Source organism: Variovorax sp. 22077, from assembly GCF_052044195.1.
In the GTDB taxonomy this organism is placed as follows: Bacteria; Pseudomonadota; Gammaproteobacteria; order Burkholderiales; family Burkholderiaceae_C; genus Variovorax; species Variovorax atrisoli.
In genome coordinates this window covers 187,848-205,964 of the sequence record NZ_JBQEQC010000008.1, presented here as the reverse complement: position 1 = coordinate 205,964, position 18,117 = coordinate 187,848, and the positions used below count along the sequence as shown (strand labels likewise).

At 69.2% G+C, this 18,117-nt stretch carries 14 protein-coding genes; 8 read left to right on the top strand and 6 right to left on the bottom strand.

What is annotated here, in order from left to right:
* Positions 1-295: 295 nt before the first annotated feature.
* Entirely contained in the window at positions 296-781 is a 486-nt protein-coding gene (locus tag ACTJLF_RS14285) for a DUF3717 domain-containing protein (protein WP_440883286.1), read from the top strand.
* Between the two features lie 2 nt (positions 782-783).
* Complete coding sequence (locus ACTJLF_RS14280) at positions 784-1,089, top strand: putative signal transducing protein (RefSeq protein ID WP_126183705.1); 306 nt, start codon at positions 784-786, stop codon at positions 1,087-1,089.
* Positions 1,090-1,208: 119 nt separating this feature from the next.
* Here the strand turns inward: ACTJLF_RS14280 and ACTJLF_RS14275 are convergent, their stop codons facing one another.
* Together ACTJLF_RS14275 and purB are read right to left on the bottom strand one after the other, a co-directional pair.
* A complete protein-coding gene (locus tag ACTJLF_RS14275) occupies positions 1,209-1,769 on the bottom strand; it encodes a YaeQ family protein (RefSeq protein ID WP_019653847.1) in 561 nt (186 codons plus the stop codon).
* Positions 1,770-1,859: 90 nt separating this feature from the next.
* Complete coding sequence (gene purB, locus ACTJLF_RS14270; protein WP_132754361.1) at positions 1,860-3,239, bottom strand: adenylosuccinate lyase; 1,380 nt, start codon at positions 3,237-3,239, stop codon at positions 1,860-1,862.
* A 153-nt stretch (positions 3,240-3,392) separates the two neighbouring features.
* Here purB and ACTJLF_RS14265 point away from each other — a divergent pair, with 153 nt between their 5' ends.
* Entirely contained in the window at positions 3,393-4,004 is a 612-nt protein-coding gene (locus ACTJLF_RS14265) for a glutathione S-transferase N-terminal domain-containing protein (protein ID WP_019653849.1), read from the top strand.
* Positions 4,005-4,064: 60 nt separating this feature from the next.
* On the opposite strand, the gene ACTJLF_RS14260 is transcribed toward ACTJLF_RS14265, so the two are convergent.
* A complete protein-coding gene (locus ACTJLF_RS14260; protein ID WP_440883285.1) occupies positions 4,065-5,312 on the bottom strand; it encodes a class I SAM-dependent methyltransferase in 1,248 nt (415 codons plus the stop codon).
* A 421-nt stretch (positions 5,313-5,733) separates the two neighbouring features.
* On the bottom strand, positions 5,734-6,348 hold the full coding sequence (locus tag ACTJLF_RS14255) for a glutathione peroxidase (protein ID WP_019653851.1): 615 nt from the start codon (positions 6,346-6,348) through the stop codon (positions 5,734-5,736).
* Positions 6,349-6,476: 128 nt separating this feature from the next.
* On the opposite strand from ACTJLF_RS14255, the gene ACTJLF_RS14250 reads away from it, so the two are divergent.
* The 3 genes from ACTJLF_RS14250 (at position 6,477) to ACTJLF_RS14240 (ending at position 8,921) form a co-directional block, all read left to right on the top strand.
* Complete coding sequence (locus ACTJLF_RS14250) at positions 6,477-7,334, top strand: ferritin (RefSeq protein ID WP_019653852.1); 858 nt, start codon at positions 6,477-6,479, stop codon at positions 7,332-7,334.
* Between the two features lie 145 nt (positions 7,335-7,479).
* Complete coding sequence (locus ACTJLF_RS14245) at positions 7,480-8,370, top strand: RNA polymerase sigma-70 factor (protein ID WP_440883284.1); 891 nt, start codon at positions 7,480-7,482, stop codon at positions 8,368-8,370.
* A gap of 89 nt (positions 8,371-8,459) precedes the next feature.
* A complete protein-coding gene (locus ACTJLF_RS14240) occupies positions 8,460-8,921 on the top strand; it encodes a carboxymuconolactone decarboxylase family protein (protein WP_126183708.1) in 462 nt (153 codons plus the stop codon).
* Between the two features lie 25 nt (positions 8,922-8,946).
* Here ACTJLF_RS14240 and ACTJLF_RS14235 read toward each other — a convergent pair whose 3' ends face one another.
* Both ACTJLF_RS14235 and glnE read right to left on the bottom strand, forming a co-directional pair.
* A complete protein-coding gene (locus ACTJLF_RS14235; RefSeq protein WP_440883283.1) occupies positions 8,947-10,155 on the bottom strand; it encodes a septal ring lytic transglycosylase RlpA family protein in 1,209 nt (402 codons plus the stop codon).
* The gene (glnE, locus tag ACTJLF_RS14230) at positions 10,148-12,961 is read right to left on the bottom strand and encodes a bifunctional [glutamate--ammonia ligase]-adenylyl-L-tyrosine phosphorylase/[glutamate--ammonia-ligase] adenylyltransferase (protein WP_354423797.1); all 2,814 of its coding nucleotides are present in this window, start codon (positions 12,959-12,961) and stop codon (positions 10,148-10,150) included. The genes ACTJLF_RS14235 and glnE overlap by 8 nt, the downstream gene beginning before the upstream one ends.
* Positions 12,962-12,986: 25 nt before the next feature.
* On the opposite strand from glnE, the gene ACTJLF_RS14225 reads away from it, so the two are divergent.
* Both ACTJLF_RS14225 and ACTJLF_RS14220 read left to right on the top strand, forming a co-directional pair.
* Positions 12,987-17,297 carry a YhdP family protein gene (locus tag ACTJLF_RS14225; protein ID WP_440883282.1) on the top strand — a complete coding sequence of 1,437 codons (4,311 nt, stop codon included), beginning with the start codon at positions 12,987-12,989 and terminating at the stop codon, positions 17,295-17,297.
* Positions 17,294-18,109, top strand: a complete 816-nt coding sequence (locus ACTJLF_RS14220; RefSeq protein ID WP_440883281.1) for a carbon-nitrogen hydrolase family protein — start codon at positions 17,294-17,296, stop codon at positions 18,107-18,109. The genes ACTJLF_RS14225 and ACTJLF_RS14220 overlap by 4 nt, the downstream gene beginning before the upstream one ends.
* The last annotated feature ends 8 nt before the right edge of the window (positions 18,110-18,117 follow it).

Genomic DNA, 18,117 nt, shown 5'->3' with positions numbered 1-18,117 from the left:
AGAACCCGCGCGTACGTTGCCCGACAGGCCGGAAGTGTTTTGCTTCGTATTGACGACCTGACGATTCGCGCCGCCGTGGCCGGCAGCGGTCGGGAGCTACTCCCCTTCGTGCGGCGGATTAGAGCATCGAAGCTCTTGGCGGCGCAATCGAAAGTTTTCAGGAATTCAAAGAGAACTGCTTCGGAATGCCCATGGATAAAGGGCTTGAAGCTCTTCTTTTCATAGCGACCATGTCCCTTCGGCGCTTCGGGACATTGCCGGACTATGATCGCCGTCCGCTGCTTTTTCACGCTCCATGGCCGCCATACACATCACCGACATCGAGGCCGCCATCAACTACTGGCGCGAGAAGACGCCGTCGCCCGACGGCGTCACGCTAGGCCCTGCATTGCGGGCGCTGGCCGAGGTCTACGCGCTCATGGTCTTCCATCACGAGGACGAGGTCGACGAGGTCGGCTTCCCGGCCAAGGCCTGGGCCGCCTGGATGGCCTGGTACGACAGCACGCCCGACACCCCCTGCATCGCGATCTGCTCCACCAGCCAGGGCGACGACGAATGCAAGGGCTGCGGCCGAACCTTCGACGAAGTGCAGTTCTGGCCCGGCATGTCGCCCGTCGAGAAGCGCGCCACATGGCGCCGCATCACGATGGAAGACTCGGCCTGGCGCTTCAACCGCTATGCCGAGCGCGCACGCGAGGCCGAACGCGAGCCATCGTCGCCGCCGCCATCGGCCGACGAGCCCGAGTTCGATCCCGACGACGAGAAGAACTGGGCCCCCTGACCATGCGCCGTCTTGCGCAAGCGCCCAACCTCGCGATCGCGACCGTGTGGGCGCACGCCTTGCGCGAGGAGGGCGTGGCCGCCACCGTGCAGCGCGAGTTCCTCGGCGCGGTGATGGGCCAGCTGCCGCCCGACCAGTGCCTGCCCGAGATCTGGATCGACGACGAAGCCCAGTTTGATCTCGCCAAACGTCTGCTGCACGAACTGCAGCACCGCCCGCAGCGCAGCTGGCGCTGCGTGTGCGGCGAGCAGATCGAAGGCGGCTTCGAGCAGTGCTGGCAGTGCGGTCAGATGATGCCGGCCGTCTAGAAACAACGAGCATGGCGCCTTCGCGAAACACCGCGGAGCCGGCTTCGCCGGGCCGCAGGTGTTGCCCCCGGTAGGGAGTTGGCGAAGCGCACGAAGTGCGCGCAGCCTGGGGGCGAGCCCTATTTCCAGCGCAGCAGTTCGATGTCGACGCTGTTGGCGCCGTCGCCCAGCGTCAACGTGTTCTCCTGGATCGTCGCCTGCAGCTGCATGCTGCGCTGCGCCAGCGCGGCCAGGGCCTGCGAGGCGCTGGTCGGCACGCGGTACACCTTGAGGTTCTGCGGCCGCGTGAGCTTGTTCTCGATGCCGCGCCACCAGATCTCGGCCGCGTGGTTGAAGGCGTAGACGATCACCTCGTCGGCCTTGTTGCAGGCCTTGATGATGGGTTTGTCTTCAGGCTGTCCGACCTCGATCCAGAGCTTGACCTCGCCCGTGAAGTCGCGAAGCCACACGTCGGGCTCCTCGACGTTCGACAGACCGGCGCCGAAGGCCAGCGTGCCGTCGCCGTTGCACACGTCCTGCAGCTGGTGCGCGTTGAGCGCGAGCGCCACGAGCCTGATCATCATCCGCTCGTCGGTCTCGCTGGGGTGGCGCGCCAGGGTCAGCGCGTGGTCGGCGTAGTAGCCGTGGTCGATGTCGGCCACCGCGAGGGTGGCCTTGAAGATGGTGGATTTGAGGGCCATGGGTGCGCGAGTTTAGGCGGCAGGCGCCCCGGGGATGCGAAAGAAACAGCCGCCCGAGGGCGGCTGTCGGCGTGAAGGCGCGAACGCCTCCTAGATCCGGCTGGCGAGCTCCGCGGCCTTGCCCACGTAGCTGGCCGGCGTCATGGCCAGCAGACGGGCCTTCTCGGCCTCGGGGATGTCCAGCGAGCGGATCAGCCCGTGCAGCGCCTCGGCCGTCACGGTCTTGCCGCGCGTCACTTCCTTGAGCTGCTCGTAGGCGCCCTGCACGCCGAAGCGGCGCATCACCGTCTGGATCGGCTCGGCCAGCACTTCCCACGAGGCGTCGAGGTCGGCGGCCAGCGCCTCGTCGTTGAGCTCGAGCTTGCCCAGGCCGGTGGCCAGGCTCGCGTAGGCCAGCGTGGCGTAGCCGAAGCCCACGCCGATGTTGCGCAGCACCGTGCTGTCGGTCAGGTCGCGCTGCCAGCGGCTGATGGGCAGCTTCTCGCTCAGGTGCCGCAGCACCGCGTTGGCCAGGCCCAGGTTGCCTTCGGCATTCTCGAAGTCGATCGGGTTGACCTTGTGCGGCATCGTCGAGGAGCCGATCTCGCCCTTCTTCAGGCGCTGCTTGAAGTAGCCCAGGCTCACGTAGCCCCAGATGTCGCGCGAGAAGTCGATGAGGATGGTGTTGGCGCGGGCCACCGCGTCGAACAGCTCGGCCATGTAGTCGTGCGGCTCGATCTGGATGCTGTAGGGTTGGAAGCTCAGGCCCAGGCCCAGCGGTGCGGGCGTCTCGACGACCTTGCGGCTGAAGGCTTCCCAGTCGAAGTCGGGCCAGGCGGCCAGGTGGGCGTTGTAGTTGCCGACAGCGCCGTTCATCTTGCCCAGCAGCTTCACCGCGGCGATCTGCTCGCGGGCCTTCGACAGGCGCACCGCCACGTTGGCGATCTCCTTGCCGACCGTGGTCGGGCTGGCGGTCTGGCCGTGCGTGCGCGAGAGCATCGACACGCCGGCGAACTGGTGCGCCATCTCGCGCAGCTTGGCGATCAGGCCATCGAGGGCCGGCAGCACCACCTTGTCGCGCGCAGCCTGGATCTGCAGCGCATGGCTGGTGTTGTTGATGTCCTCGCTGGTGCAGGCGAAGTGCACGAACTCGGCGGCTGCGAGCAGTTCGGGACGGGCCTCGAACTTCGACTTGATCCAGTACTCGACCGCCTTCACGTCGTGGTTGGTGGTCTTCTCGATCTCCTTGATGGCCAGCGCGTCGGCCTCGGAGAAGTGGGTGACCAGGCCCATCAGGTACTTGCGCGCGCCGCCGGTCAGCGGCTTGAATTCGGCGAAACCGCAGTCGGACAGCGCAATGAACCACGCCACCTCGACTTGCACGCGCCGGTGCATATAGCCCTGCTCGCTCATCAGCGGACGCAGCGCCGCGAGTTTGGCCGCGTAGCGGCCGTCAAGGGGGGAAAGGGCGGAAACGGTGGAAAAGCTCATGCCTCAATTTTAGGCGGGCGCCGCGCGCAGGGGCCGGCGGAGCGCTTCCGGGGCGTTTGGGGAGACGATCCGCAGGGGATCGGGCCTCTGGTTTTCCCGTTCACCTAAAATGACTATTACCAAACGTCATCAATGCATAGGGAGAGAGCCTTCATGAAACTGATCGGATCCGCCGCCAGCCCCTACGTGCGCAAGGTGCGCGTGGTGCTGGCCGAGAAGCGGCTCGATTACCAGTTCGTGATCGAAGACGTCTGGGCTGCCGACACCACCATCTCCAGCTCCAACCCGCTGGGCAAGGTCCCCTGCCTGATCATGGAAGGCGGCGAGGCGATGTTCGATTCCCGCGTGATCGTCGAGTACCTGGACACCCTGTCGCCCGTGGGCAAGCTGATTCCGCAGCAGGGCCGCGAGCGCGCCGAGGTCAAGACCTGGGAGGCGCTGGCCGACGGCGTCATGGACGCCGGCGTGCTCTGGCGCCTGGAAGCCACCTGGTCCGGCCGCGCCGACGGCGAGCGCAGCGCCGCCTGGATCGAGCGCCAGCGCGCCAAGGTCGAGGGCGGCATCTCAGCCATGGCCAAGGGCCTGGGCGACAAGCCCTTCTGCAGCGGCATCCACCTGAGCCTGTCGGACATCGCCGTGGGCTGCACGCTGGGCTGGCTGGACCTGCGCTTCCCCGAGATCGACTGGCGCAAGGACAACGCCAACCTCGCGAAGCTGTTCGACAAGCTGATGCTGCGTCCGAGCTTCATCGACACCAAGCCCTGAGCGGGCGTCGGCGAAACGCGAAAAAAGGAAGGCGCCCCAGGGCGCCTTTTTCCTTGTCCCTCAAGGTCTGCGCAGCGTGTACTGCACCACGTCGATGTTCGCCTGCGAGAACGCCGCCTCGCAGTAGGCGAGATAGAACTCCCAGATGCGCATGAAGCGCTCGTCGAAGCCCAGCTGCAGCACGCTTGCGCGCCGGGCCAGGAAGCTCTCGCGCCAGCGGCGCAGCGTTTCGGCGTAGTCGGCGCCGAAGCCGAACTCGTCCACCACCTCCAGTCCTGCCGCCTCCGCTTCCAGCCGGAACTCGCGCGGACAGGGCAGGCAGCCGCCCGGGAAGATGTACTGCTGGATGAAGTCGGTCGAGCCGATGTAGCGGTCGAAGAGCGCGTCGTCGATCACGATGCTCTGCACGCAGGCGCGGCCGCCCGGCTTGAGCAGGCGGGCCAGGGCGCGGAAGTACTCCGGCCAGTAGGCGCGGCCCACGGCTTCCACCATCTCGATGGAGCAGATCGCGTCGAAGGGGGCGTCGTCGATGTCGCGGTAGTCCTGCAGCCGCAGGTCGGCGGCGAGCCCGGCGGTGCGCTGCCGGGCGTAGGTGAGCTGCTCGGTCGACAGGGTCACGCCCGTCACCGAGGCGCCGAAGTCGAAGGCCGCCATCTCGGCCAGCGCGCCCCAGCCGCAGCCGATCTCCAGCACCCGGTCGCCGGGCTTCGCGTGCACCGCCTCGAGCGCGCGGCGAACCTTCGCGCGCTGCGCCTCCGGCATGGGCTTCGACAGGTCGCCCTCGAACCAGGCCGACGAGTAGTTCATCGTCTCGTCGAGCCACAGCGCGTAGAAGCCATTGCCCAGGTCGTAGTGCGCGTGGATGTTGCGCGAGCTGCCGGCCTTGCTGTTGCGGTTCAGCAGGTGACGCAGGCGGTAGAGCAGGCGGCCGGCCCAGCTGCCGTACACCACGTCTTCGATGGCGCGGCGGTTGGCGATGAAAAGCCGGAGGAGCTCGGTGAGATCGGGCGTGCTCCAGTCGCCTGCGATGTAGCTTTCGGCGAAGCCGATGTCGCCCGACTTGAGCGCAGCCTTGCAGACATTCCAGTTGCGCAGCGTGATCGAGGCCGAGGGGCCCGAGCCGGCCGCGGCGCCGAAGTGCCGCACCGAATCGTCAGGCAGCCTCACCGTGAGCGAGCCGCAGGACAGCCGCTGGAGCAGGCCGAGCACCGTGCGGGCCGCGGCGGGCGGGGTCCGGGATCGTCCGAAGGAGGGGGAGGGAGCGGTGCGCGCGAATCCCGGCAGGGGCATGGCGTCCGCGCAGGACATGCCGGGAGCTTCGCAGTGGGTTCGTCCAAGAACCGGGTGGAGGTCGTCGTTTTCGGCCATGACCCGATTACGCGCAGCGGCGCAAACCGGATTCAGGGAGAACGATCGGGAGGGGCCCATCGGACCTGGGTTCGCGTGCGGCGCGACCCGGTCCGGCCCGAATACAAAAATGCTGCGAGGCGCCCCGACGCGAAGGAGGGAGGGAGGGAGGAGGAGAAGAATCGCCTCGGGATTTCGACCAGACGGCAAGCGCCCGGAAGACCTCGCAACATGAAAACCGTGGGGCAGCGACTCGAAAGTCAGTCACTGCCCACGCGATTTAGGAGCGCGGTATCGGCGGCACGGTTCCCGTCCGGTTTGTAAACGTTTGTTCCCGGTGGGGCAGCACGGAAATCGACCGGTCGGTAAAAGTTGCCGACGGTCAGTTCGGTCCGAGCTGCTTCTCGATGACGTTCACGAACCCGTTCTCGTCCGGCGCCGTCATGCTCGACCATGCCTGCACGACCTTGCCGTCGCGCCCGATCAGGTACTTGTAGAAATTCCACTTCGGCGTGGTTCCCGAGGCCTGCGCCAGCTGCCTGAACAGCGGATTCGCGTCCGTGCCGCGCACCGACGACTTCGCGAACATCGGGAATTTCACGCCGAAGGTGCTTTCGCAGAATTCGGCGATCTCCTTGTTGGAGCCCGACTCCTGGGCGAAATCGTTCGACGGGAAGCCCAGGACCACCAGGCCGCGGGAGCGGTACTTCATGTCCAGCGCCTCCAGGCCCTTGTACTGGGGCGTGAAGCCGCAGAAGCTGGCCGTGTTGACCACGAGGACCACCTTGCCGGAGTACTGACACAGGGATTGGGGTTTTTCGTCCTGCAGCCGCGGGAACGTGTGCTGAAGGATCACCGGGCATCCCGCGGGCTCCGCGGCGGCGGGCGCTGCAGGGGGGGTCTGGGCCTGCGCCGCAAGGGGCGAAACCAGGCTCGCCACGAGGGAAACCGCAGGGGCGCAGCGCCACAACATCGACAATCGGAAGGGGGTTCGCATGGCGGCTCCTGATTCAAAAATGGGAATGCGCATCCATGCTGCAAGGACGCGCGTATCCGCATCATCGCGCGTCTGTCATGGGCGCGCCAAACGGGCCGATTAAAATCGACGGCCTTAGAAAGATATAGATGCTCTATCCGGAACTCTTCAGACAACTCGAATCCGTCCGCTGGGACATGGACAAGGACATCCCGTGGCAGTCGTTCGACGCATCCTTGCTGTCGGAAGAGCAGGCGCAGACCATCAAGATGAATGCCATCACCGAGTGGGCGGCACTGCCGGCCACCGAGATGTTCCTGCGCGACAACCGCCACGATAGCGATTTTTCCGCTTTCATGTCCATCTGGTTCTTCGAGGAGCAGAAGCATTCCCTCGTGCTGATGGAGTATCTGAAGCGCTTCAGCCCCAAGCACGCCCCCACCGAGGAAGAGCTGCACGAGGTGCGCTTCGACTTCGACCCGGCCCCGCCGCTCGAAACCCTCATGCTGCATTTCTGCGGCGAGATCCGCCTCAACCACTGGTACCGCCGTGCCGCCCAGTGGCACACCGAGCCGGTCATCAAGCACATCTACACCACGCTGAGCCAGGACGAAGCCCGCCACGGCGGCGCCTACCTGCGCTACATGAAGCGCGCGCTGGAGAAGTTCGGCGACGAGGCCCGTGCCGCCTTCACCAAGGTCGGCGTCCTGATGGCCAGCGCCCGGCGCACGGCGCAGGCCCTGCACCCGACCAACCTGCACGTCAGCAAGGCGCACTTCCCGCGCGACACCGTGCAAAGCCGCATGCCCGACCCCGACTGGCTGGAGCACTGGCTCGACAAGCAGATCAAGTTCGATGCCGTCTGGGAAACCAAGGTCGGCGAGCGCATCCTGCACAACCTGAGCCTGCTGATGAACCGCAGCTTCAAGACGGTGCAGGAGCTGAACCGCTACCGCAAGGAACTGGCAGCCACCCTCGGCCCCAAGCCCGAATACCAGGGCGCGTAACTGTTGCTCGCCCCCAGGCTGCACGACATTTCGTGTCGCTTCGCCAACCCCCTACCGGGGACGGCCGTGCGCGACGGCCCTCCCTAAAACTCCACCTGTTGGTGAGAGGGCGTCACAAACCGGGGACGCCAGCCGTCTAGCCCGCATGGACGACGCAACCCTCACCTTCGACCGCCACCGCCCTCGCCTGCAGGGCATCGCCTACCGCATGCTGGGTTCCGTGGCCGAGGCGGAAGAGGTCGTGCAGGACGCCTGGCTGCGCTGGCATGAAGCCGCCAGGGACACCCTCGACAGCGCCGAAGCCTGGCTCGTGACCGTGGTCACGCGCCTGTCGATCGACCGGCTGCGTGCCGCCAAGGTCCAGCGCGAGCACTACATCGGCGCCTGGATGCCCGAGCCCACGCTGACCGGCGAGCACGATTCGCCCGCCACGCCCGAACAGCTGCTCGAGCGCGCCGACAACATCTCCGTCGCCTTTCTCGCCGTGCTGGAGCGCCTCGCGCCCGAGGCCCGCGCCGCCTTCCTGCTGCGCGAGGTGTTCGATGCCGACTACGACGAGATCGCCCTCACCCTCGGCAAGACCGAAGCCGCATGCCGCCAGCTCGTGCACCGCGCCAGGCTCCAGGTGCAGGAAGGGCGCCCGCGCTTCTCCGTGCCGCGCGAGACCCACGAGCGCCTGCTGCGCGCCTTCGCCGATGCCGCCGCGCGCGGCAGCCTGCAAGAGCTGAAGGCGCTGATGGCCGAGGACGTCGAGCTCATCGGCGACGGCGGCGGCAAGGTGCAGAGCTTCAGCAAGATCCTGCGCGGCAGCCAGCGTCTTGCGCAGTTGTACTTCGCGCTGTGGCGCCGCCTGGGGCCGGCGGTGCGCATGGAGCTCGTCGACATCAACGGCGAGCCCGGCATGCTGCGCTTTCTCGATGGCGAGCTCGAATCGGCCCAGACCTTCGAGATCGAGAACGACCTCATCGTGCGCATCCGCGCGCAGCGCAACCCCGACAAGCTCGTGCGCATCGCGCAGATCTATTCCTCGAAATAGTTCGCGCGGCTGTCACAGGGCGCCAGGCCCGCCCGTCTTCAGTGGGTAAGCAGATCGATTCCATCGCAACCCACTGGAGAAACCGAACCATGAACACCACCGCACGCCTGAACTGGTTCAAGCTGGTCCCGAAGTCCTTCGAGGCCATCCTCGGCGTCAACGCCACCATCGAGTCGAGCACGCTCGGCAAGGTGCTGGTCGACTACGTCTACGCCCGCGTCTCGCAGATCAACGGCTGCGCCTACTGCCTCGACATGCACGTGCGCGACCTGCGCAAGCAGGGCGAGGAATGGCAGCGCATCAACAGCCTCGCCACCTGGCGCGAGGTGGGCTTCTTCAACGAGCGCGAGCGCGCGGCGCTGGCCTGGGCCGAATCGCTCACGCGGCTGGCCGACCGCTACGACGCGCGCGACGCCGAATTCGCGGCGCTCAAGGCCAACTTCAGCGACCTGGAGATTGCCGAGCTGTCGGTGGCGGTCGCGCAGATCAACACCTGGAACCGCCTCAACGTCGCCAGCGGCATTCCGGTAGCGGTCAAGCCGCTGCTCTGACCACAAGGCGAAGGCGCGCAGGCGCCTACCTGCGCTCGACCACCATCGGCGAGATGTGCAGGTTCTCGCGCAGCTGGCCGACCACCTCGCCGGCCGCGTTGCGCGAGACAAATGGCCCGGCCTGCAGCCGATGCGTGCCGGCCTCGCTGAACACGCGCAGCTGCGACGCCAGCGAGGGCACGCCGCGCGCGGCCTGGTTCAGCAGGCTCTCGGCACCGTCCCGCTCGCGGAATGCGCCCAGCTGCACCCAGAAGCCGGGGAGCGCCGCGGCGGGTCGCTGAGCGACGTCAGCGGGCGGCGTAGAGGGCCGCGCAGAGGGCGGAGCCGCTGCCGCCTGCAGCGGCGGCAGTTCGTTGACCACGATGGCCTGCCGGCCCGGCGGAATGGATGGCGGCGATTGCGCCGATTCCGGCTCCGCCCCCGTCCCCGGCGGCAGGGCCGCGGCCATCGGCGTCTGCGGAACGACGGGCATCGTCGATGCGGGCTGCGGCGCGTCGCCGCCGGCCATCGCCACCGGCGCTACCCATTCGGCCGGCACGCGCACTTGCTGTTGCTGCTGCTGTGGCAGCGCCGCGCTCGCCACGCGCACCGGCGCCGTCCGTACCGGCGGGGGCGTTTCGGCGGCGGCATACGCCGTTCCCGAATCGCGCCGCCATGCGCCGGTGCGGATGTCCTCGTTCGTGATCCGCTCGATCTCCACCGGCGCCACGCCGCGAAGCAGGTCGAGCTTGAGCGCGGCCGTGTAGCTCAGGTCGATGACGCGGCCGTCCACGAAGGGTCCGCGATCGTTCACGCGCACGATCACCTCGCGCCCGTTGGCCGGGTTGCGCACGCGCACGTAGCTCGGCAGCGGCAGCGTCTTGTGCGCGGCTGTCATGGCGTACATGTCGTAGGGCTCGCCGCTGGACGTGGACGCCGCATGGAACTTGCGCCCGTACCACGAGGCCAGCCCCGATTCGCGGAACGGCCGGTCGTCGGTGATCGGCACATAGCCGCGGCCCAGCACCGTGTAGGGCTTGCTGGTGCCGCCCAGGCTGCGGATCGGCTCGACGCGGGGTTCGGCGTCGGGCACGTTGGCGAGGTCGGGCGGGATGTTGGTCCCGGGGCCGTCGCGGCCGCTGGCCACGCCGCCCCCGCTGCGCGGACCGCTGGCGCAGCCCGCAAGAAGAACGGCGACGGCTACCGCGCACGCCGCCAGCGCGGTCGTGGCCGGGGAACGGGTTCCCTCAGCCAAATACGGCCTTCCACAGCGCCAGCATGGCATCGCGCTCGGCCGCCAGCGCGGGCGGCGTGACCTGCGTGGGTTCCTCGTTGAGGCGTGCGCGGTGCTGCACGCGGCGCAGCTCGCGGTAGGCGCGCGCCGCGCTGCGGCCCACGCCTTCGGGCAGCAGGCCGGCCAGTTCGGCACGCAGCAGGAGGGCGATGTTGCCCACGTTCGGAATCAGCTCGGGATGGTCGGCCGAAGACGACAGCACCAGGAACTGCACCGCGAACTCGGCATCGACCATGCCGCCGGGGCTGTGCTTCACGTCGAAGCGGTCGGGCTTCACCGGCCGCGCGCTGCGCAGCTTGTTGCGCATCGCGATGATCTCGGCCTTCAGCGCCTCGCGGTCGCGCGGCGCCACGAGCACGGCCTCGCGCACCTGGTCGAATCGCGCGCCCAACTCGGCGCCGTGGTCCTCGCTGCCGAGCACGAAGCGGGCGCGCGTCATGGCCTGGTGCTCCCAGGTCCACGCGGTGTTGCTGCCGCGGCCGAGCTGGTACTTCTCGTAGGCCTCGAAGCTGGTGGTCAGCAGGCCGGAGTTGCCGTTGGGCCGCAGGGCGGTGTCGATCTCGAACAGGTCGCCCTCGCGGGTCTTCACCGTGAGCCAGTTGATGAGCTTGCGCACGTAGGCCGCATAGACCTCGCCGGCGCGCTCGTCGTCGTCGTCGTAGACGAACACGATGTCGAGGTCGCTGCCGTAGCCCAGCTCCTTACCGCCGAGCTTGCCGTAGCCGATGATCGCGAACTGCGGCACCTCGCGGTGCCGGTTGCGCACGTGCGGCCAGCACCAGCGGGCGGTCACGCGCAGCGTGGCGTCGGCCAGCGCGCTGAGGTCGTCGGCCACCTGCTCGACGGTGAGCCGGCCGTCCACGTCGCGCGCCAGGGTGCGGAACACCTCGGCGTGGTGCGCGTGGCGCAGCAGGTTCAGCAGCCGCTCCTCGTCGGCCTCGCCGGTGCGGGTGAGCGATGCGTGGCGCGCGTCGAGCTCGCGCTCGAACTCGGCGGCGACGAATCGGCCCGAGAGCATCTCGTCGCTCGCGAGCTCGTCGATCACGCCGGGGTGCTGCATCAGGTAGCGTGCGGGCCACTTGGCCGCGCCCAGCAGGCGCAGCAGGCGTTCCTGCACGGCGGGGCGCTCGACCAGGAGCGCCAGGTAGCTCTCGCGGCGCATCAGCGGCTCGATCCAGTCGGCCCAGCGCATGGCGGCGTCGACGTGGCGCGGGGTCTGGCCCGCGCCGTCGCCGTCGGGCTCCTTGAGCCACTGGCCGGTGCGCTGCACCAGCTGGCGCAGGCGCGCGCGGGTTTCCTCGCGCAGCGCCAGCACGCGGGGCTGCTCGCACCAGTCGCGGATGCGCTCGGCGAACACCGGGGGCAGGTCGCCGAGCAGGTCGGCCAGGTCGGCGGGGGCGGCGGCCTTCTTTCCGCTGCACTTGCCGTTGCAGGGTTTCTCGCCGCCGAGCAGCTTGTCGAACTCCTGCGCGACGAACTCGCGGTGCGTGTCGAGCTGCTCGAGGAAGGGGCAGCAGCTCGCGTAACCCATGCTCTGGGCGATCCAGCGCAGGTCGTCGTCGGATACCGGCAGCACGTGGGTCTGCTGGTCGTCGAGGTACTGGATGCGGTGCTCGACGCGGCGCAGGAACTCGTAGGCCGCGGCCAGCGCATCGGCCGTCTCCTGCGGCATGAGGTTGGCGCGCGCCAGGCGCTGCAGCGCGTCGAGCGTGGGCCGCGTGCGCAGCTCGGGGAACTGCCCGCCGCGCACCACCTGCAGCAGCTGCACGGTGAACTCGATCTCGCGGATGCCGCCGCGCGAGAGCTTCACGTCGTTGGCACGCTCGGGGCGCCCGGCGCTGCGGCGTGCCGACTGCTCGCGGATCTGCCGGTGCAGCACGCGCAGCGAATCGAACACGCTGTAGTCGAGGTAGCGTCGGAACACGAAGGGCAGCACCGCGCCGCGCAGGCCCTGGGCCTGGCCTGCGAGCACGACGTCGCGCGGCGCGACCACGCGGCTCTTCATCCAGGCGAAGCGCTCCCACTCGCGGCCCTGCACCTGGAAATACTCTTCCAGCGCATCGAGCGAGACCACGCTCGGGCCCGAGTTGCCGTTGGGCCGCAGCGCCAGGTCGACGCGGAACACGAAGCCGTGCTCGGTGGTGTCGCCCACCAGCGCGTAGATGCGCTTCACGGCGCGCGCGAAGTATTCCTGGTTGGACAGGCGGCCGCGCCCGTCGGCGTCGCCCTGGGTCTCGCCGTCGACGTCGTAGAGGTAGATCAGGTCGATGTCGCTCGACACGTTGAGCTCGCGCGCGCCGAGCTTGCCCATGCCCACGATCCACAGCTGCGCGCGCTGACCCTCGGGGCCGAGCGGGGCGCCGTGCGTGGCGTCGAGTTCGCGGCAGGCCTCGCGGCAAGCGATGTCCAGCGCCAGTTCGGCGAGCTCGGTGACGGCGGTGGTCACCACGGCCAGCGGTGCCTGCTCGTCGCAATCAAGAGTTACAAGCCTCTCCATCACCAGCTGCCGCACAATGCGCAGAGCGTCGCCGACGCCGTCCCCGCGCTGGCGCAGTGCCTCGTAGGCCACCGCCATCGATTCGCGCCGCGGCGCGCCCGGGGGAAGCAATGCAAGCTCGGCGGCATACCTGCGGCGCAGGCGCTGCACGAACCTCGAATACGAAGAGAAGGCGCCCTGCGGCGCCGGAGAACTGGGAGAAATGGTGTCTGGCAACTGGTTCACACCGATGCTGGTTTCCGCGGAACCCGTCTGAAAGCTGGCGGTCATAATTCCGGACACAGCGCGATCCTCAATGAACGACACGGCGTCTTCCCCTTCACGTCTGCTCAAAATCACCGCTGTGACGGCGCGCTGGCTGCTCGGTCTCTTGATCGCTGCATGGCTTCTGCTGGCGCTGTCAGTCGTTGTCCTACACGCGTGGATTGTGCCGCGAATCGGCGATTTCCGTGACGCGCTCGAGGCGCAGGCTAGCAAGGCCATCGGCGTGCCGGTGCGCATCGGATCGATCACCGCCCGCTCCGAAGGGCTTTTCCCGGCCTTCGAATTGCGCGACGTGGTGCTGCAGGACGTGGACAAGCGGGAGGCCCTTCGCCTCGCACGCGTGGTGGCCAGCGTGTCGCCGCGCTCGCTGTGGCGGCTCAATTTCGAACAGCTCTACATCGAGCGCCCGCAGCTCGACGTGCGCCGCGACCGTCAGGGAAAACTCCATGTGGCTGGTTTGCACATGGACACCGACACGACCGGAGAAACCCGCGGTGCCGACTGGTTTTTCGCGCAGCGCGAGCTGGTCATCGAAGGCGGCACCGTGCGCTGGACCGACGAGCAGCGCCAGGCAGAGCCCCTGCTGCTGACCGACGTGCGCTTCGTCGCGCGCAACAGCGCCCGGCGCCACGGCCTGCGCCTGGACGCCACGCCGCCGGCCGGCTGGGGCGAGCGCTTCACGCTGCGCGGCCAGTTCCGCCAGCCGCTGCTGTCGATCCGCACCGGCCACTGGCAGACCTGGGACGGCCAGCTGTACGCCGACCTGCCCTACATCGACGTCACCCGGCTCGGCCAGTACATCTCGCTCGATGCGCGCATCCGCGAGGGCAACGGCGCGCTGCGCCTGTGGGCCGACGTGGACGACGGCCAGGTCGTCGGCGGCGCGGTCGACCTGGGGCTCGACAAGGTCGACGTCTCGCTCGACAAGGGCCTGCAGCCGCTGGTTCTGCGCGCGGTCACCGGCCGCCTTTCCGGCCAGCTCACCGAGGAGACGCTGGAGTTCTCCACCACCGCCTTGCAGTTCGATACCGCCGACGGCATGCGCTGGCCCGGCGGCAACCTGTGGCTGCAGCACACGCCCGCCAGGGGCCGCACGCCCGAGCACGGCGCGCTGCGCGCCGACCGGCTCGACCTGGCCGCGCTCGCCCTCATCGCCGACCGGCTGCCGCTGGGCGACGCCACCCACCGCCTGCTCGACAGCTACGGGCCGCGCGGCCTGGTCGAGCACGTCGACCTGAACTGGCAGGGCTCGCTGGGCGCACCCACCCGCTACCAGGCCAAGGGCCGGGTCAGCGGGCTGCGCATCGCCTCGCAGCCGGCGCCGACCGACGCCGCGGCGGGGCCTTCGCAGCAGACCCCGGCGGCTCCGGTCGCGATACCCACCGCGGCGACCACGACCGTCTCCGCCACGGCCGCCACCGCTGCAGCCGCTGCCACCGCCGCAGCCCCGCACCAGACCCACGACGCCGGCACCCCCGGCCTGAGCGGCGCCACCATCGACTTCGACGCCACCCACACCGGCGGCACCGCCACGCTCGCCATCGCGCAAGGCACGCTCGAATTCCCCGGCGTGTTCGAGGAGCCCGTCATTCCCGTCGACCGGCTCTCCACGCAGCTGCAATGGAAGCTCGACAGCGGCAATGGCAGCGCGCAGCTGCAGGTGTCGAAGCTCAGCTTCGCCAACACCGACGCGGAAGGCGAGGCCCAGGCCAGCTGGCGCACCAGCGATCCGGCCGTCTCGGGCGGCAAGTCGCGCTTTCCGGGCGTGCTCGACCTGCAGGGCAAGCTCACCCGCGCCGACGGCACGCGCGTGTTCCGCTACCTGCCGACGGGCATCCCCCAGCACACGCGCGACTACGTGCGCGAGGCCGTCACCAAGGGCGTCGCGAGCAGCGTCGACTTCCGCGTGCGCGGCGACCTGCACGACATGCCCTTCAAGGACCCGAAGCAGGGCGACTTCCGCATCGCCGCCAAGGTGTCTGACGTCAACTACGCCTACGCGCCGCCTTCGATCACCAACGCAACGCCTTCGCGCAACGGCACCCCGGCGCGCGTCTGGCCGGCGCTCACCGGCCTGTCGGGCGAGCTGGTGTTCGAGCGCGACAGCATGCTGGTGCGCAACGCGCGCGGCCGCCTCGCAGGCACCACCGGCGTCGAGGTGACCAGGGGCGAGGCGCAGATCCCGGAGCTGTCGCACCATGCGCAGGTGCTGCGCGTCGACGTGCAGGCCAAGGGGTCGCTGGGCGAGGTGCTGCGTGCGGGGGCGCCGCTGGCCGGCACCGAGCCGGGCGGCATCGGCGAGATCATGCAGGCCGCGCGCGCCACCGGTTCAGCCGACTACAAGCTGCACCTCGAGCTGCCGCTGGAGGCCATGGACAACGCCAAGGTGCAGGCCAGCGTGGCACTGGCCGACAACGAGCTGCAGGTGGTGCCGGCGGCGCCGTCGTTCACGCAGGCCAGGGGCACGGTCAACTTCACCGAGACCGGCTTCTCGCTGGCCGGCGTGCAGGCGAAGCTGCTGGGCGGCGACATCCGCGTCGAAGGGCGCGGGCGCTTCAGCGGCCCCAACCGCGAGGTCGCGCTGAAGGCGCAGGGCACGGCCACCGCCGATGGACTGCGCGGCGCGCGCGAGGTCGACTGGCTCGCGCGCCTCGCGAAGAAGGCGACCGGCAGCACGCCCTACACAGCCACGTTCTCGGTGCGCGACGGCGCGCCCGAGTTCTCGTTCGCCAGCAGCCTGCAGGGCCTGGCGCTGCAGCTGCCGCCGCCGCTCGTGAAGACGGCCGAGGAGCAGATGCCGCTGCGCATCGAGAAGAAGGTGCTCGCGCGCGACACCTCGAAGCAGGGGGCCGCCGCGGCCACGCAGGATCAGATCTCGCTCGACCTCGGCCGTGTCGGCGCTGTCCAGTACGTGCGCGAGCTCGTGGGCAGCGAGGCGCGCGTGCTGCGCGGCAGCATCGGCGTGGGCCTCGCGCCGGGCGAGACGGCGAGCCTGCCCGACAAGGGCGTGTTCGCGAACATCAACGTCGCCAAGCTCGACACGGCGGCCTGGGAAGCGCTGCTGGGCGAGGCGACGGGCACAGGCGCAGGTACAGGCACAGGCGCAAACGCAGCCACCGGCACCAACGCCGGCGCCGATGCCCCCGAGCGCCCCGACGATCCGGCGATGGCCTACCTGCCCACGCGCATCGCGGTGCGCGCGCAGCAGCTCGGCGTCGCGGGACGCACGCTGCACAACGTGGTGCTCGGCGGCACGCGCGATGGAAACCTCTGGCGCGCCAACATCGACGCCAGCGAGCTCAGCGGCTATGCCGAATACCGCCACGCGCAGGCCGGGCGCCTCTATGCGCGCCTCGCGCGGCTGAAGATCGCGCCCTCCGAGGCCACGCAGGTCGAGACCCTGCTCGACGAGCAGCCCGGCAACCTGCCGGCGCTGGACATCGTCGTCGACGACTTCGAATTGCTGGGCAAGCGCCTGGGCCGCGCCGAGATCGACGCGGTCAACCGCGGCGGCGCCGGCCGCGAATGGCTGCTCAACAAGCTGACCTTCACCATGCCCGAGGCCAGCTTCGTGGCCAAGGGGACCTGGGCGGCAGGGGCTGGAGCTCCGGCGGGCCAGCGCCGCACCGCCATGACCTTCAGGCTCGACATCGCCGACGCCGGCGAGCTGCTCACGCGCTTCGGCATGCCCGGCGTGCTGCGGCGCGGGCGCGGAAGGATGGAGGGCGACGTCAACTGGCGCGGCTCGCCGTTCTCGCTCGACTACCCGAGCCTGGGCGGGCAGCTGCAGCTCGACGTGGAGCAGGGCCAGTTCCTCAAGGCCGACCCGGGGCTGGCCAAGCTGCTGGGCGTGCTGAGCCTGCAGGCGCTGCCGCGCCGCCTCACGCTGGACTTCCGCGACGTGTTCAGCGAGGGCTTCGCCTTCGACTTCATCCGCGGCGACGCGAAGATCAGCAAGGGCATCGCCAGCACCAACAACCTGCAGATGAAGGGCGTCAACGCCGCCGCGCTGATGGACGGCTCGGCCGACATCGTGCGCGAGACGCAGAACCTGCGCGTGGTGGTGGTGCCCGAGATCAACGCCGGCACCGCCGCGCTGGTTGCCACCGCCATCAACCCGGCAGTCGGCCTGGGCACCTTTCTTGCACAGTGGGTGCTGAGCAAGCCGCTCGCGGCGGCGGCCACGCAGGAGTTCCACATCGAGGGCACCTGGGCCGACCCCAAAATAGCGAAGGTGCCCCGCACCCTGCAGCTTCTGCCGCAGACCATTCCCGGCGCGCCCGGTCTGCCGCCGACCTCGCGGACCGCGGACGACGGCAAGAAAACGGAGACCAAGCAATGAAAGTCGCAGCCATCCAGATGGTGTCGGCCATCGCCCGCGAAGCCAACCTCGCGCGCGCCCACGACCTGCTCGCGCAGGCCGCCGCCGGCGGCGCCGAGCTTGCGGTGCTGCCCGAGTATTTCTGCATGATGGGTGCGCGCGACACCGACAAGCTGGCCCTGCGCGAGACGGCGGGCGCGGGCACGGTGCAGGGCTTCCTGGCCGACGCGGCGCGCGAGTTCGGGCTGTGGATCGTCGGCGGCACGCTGCCCGTCGAGAGCACCGACGCGGAGCACGTGTTCAACAGCTCGCTGGCCTTCTCGCCCGACGGGCGCTGCGTGGCGCGCTACGACAAGATCCATCTCTTCTTCTTCGACAACGGCACCGAGCGCTACGACGAGCGCCGCGTCATCGCGCCCGGCGCGAAGCCGGTGGTGTTCGAGCTGCCCTCGCGCGACGGCCACCGCTGGCGCGTGGGCATGAGCGTCTGCTACGACCTGCGCTTTCCCGAGCTGTACCGCGCGCTCGCGAAGCAGGGCGCCGACCTGCTGCTGGTGCCCAGCGCCTTCACGCGCACCACCGGCGCCGCGCACTGGGAGGTGCTGCTGCGCGCCCGCGCCATCGAGAACCTGGCCTGGGTGGTCGCGCCCGCGCAGGGCGGCACGCACGAGAACGGCCGCCAGACCTGGGGCCAGTCGCTGGTCGTCGATCCCTGGGGCATGGTGGTGGCGCAGCAGGCCACCGACGAGGGCGTGGTGCTGTTCGACATCGACGCGGCCAAGGTGCAGAGCACGCGCACGCAACTGCCCGTGCTCTCGCACAGCGTTCTCTAGATGACTCC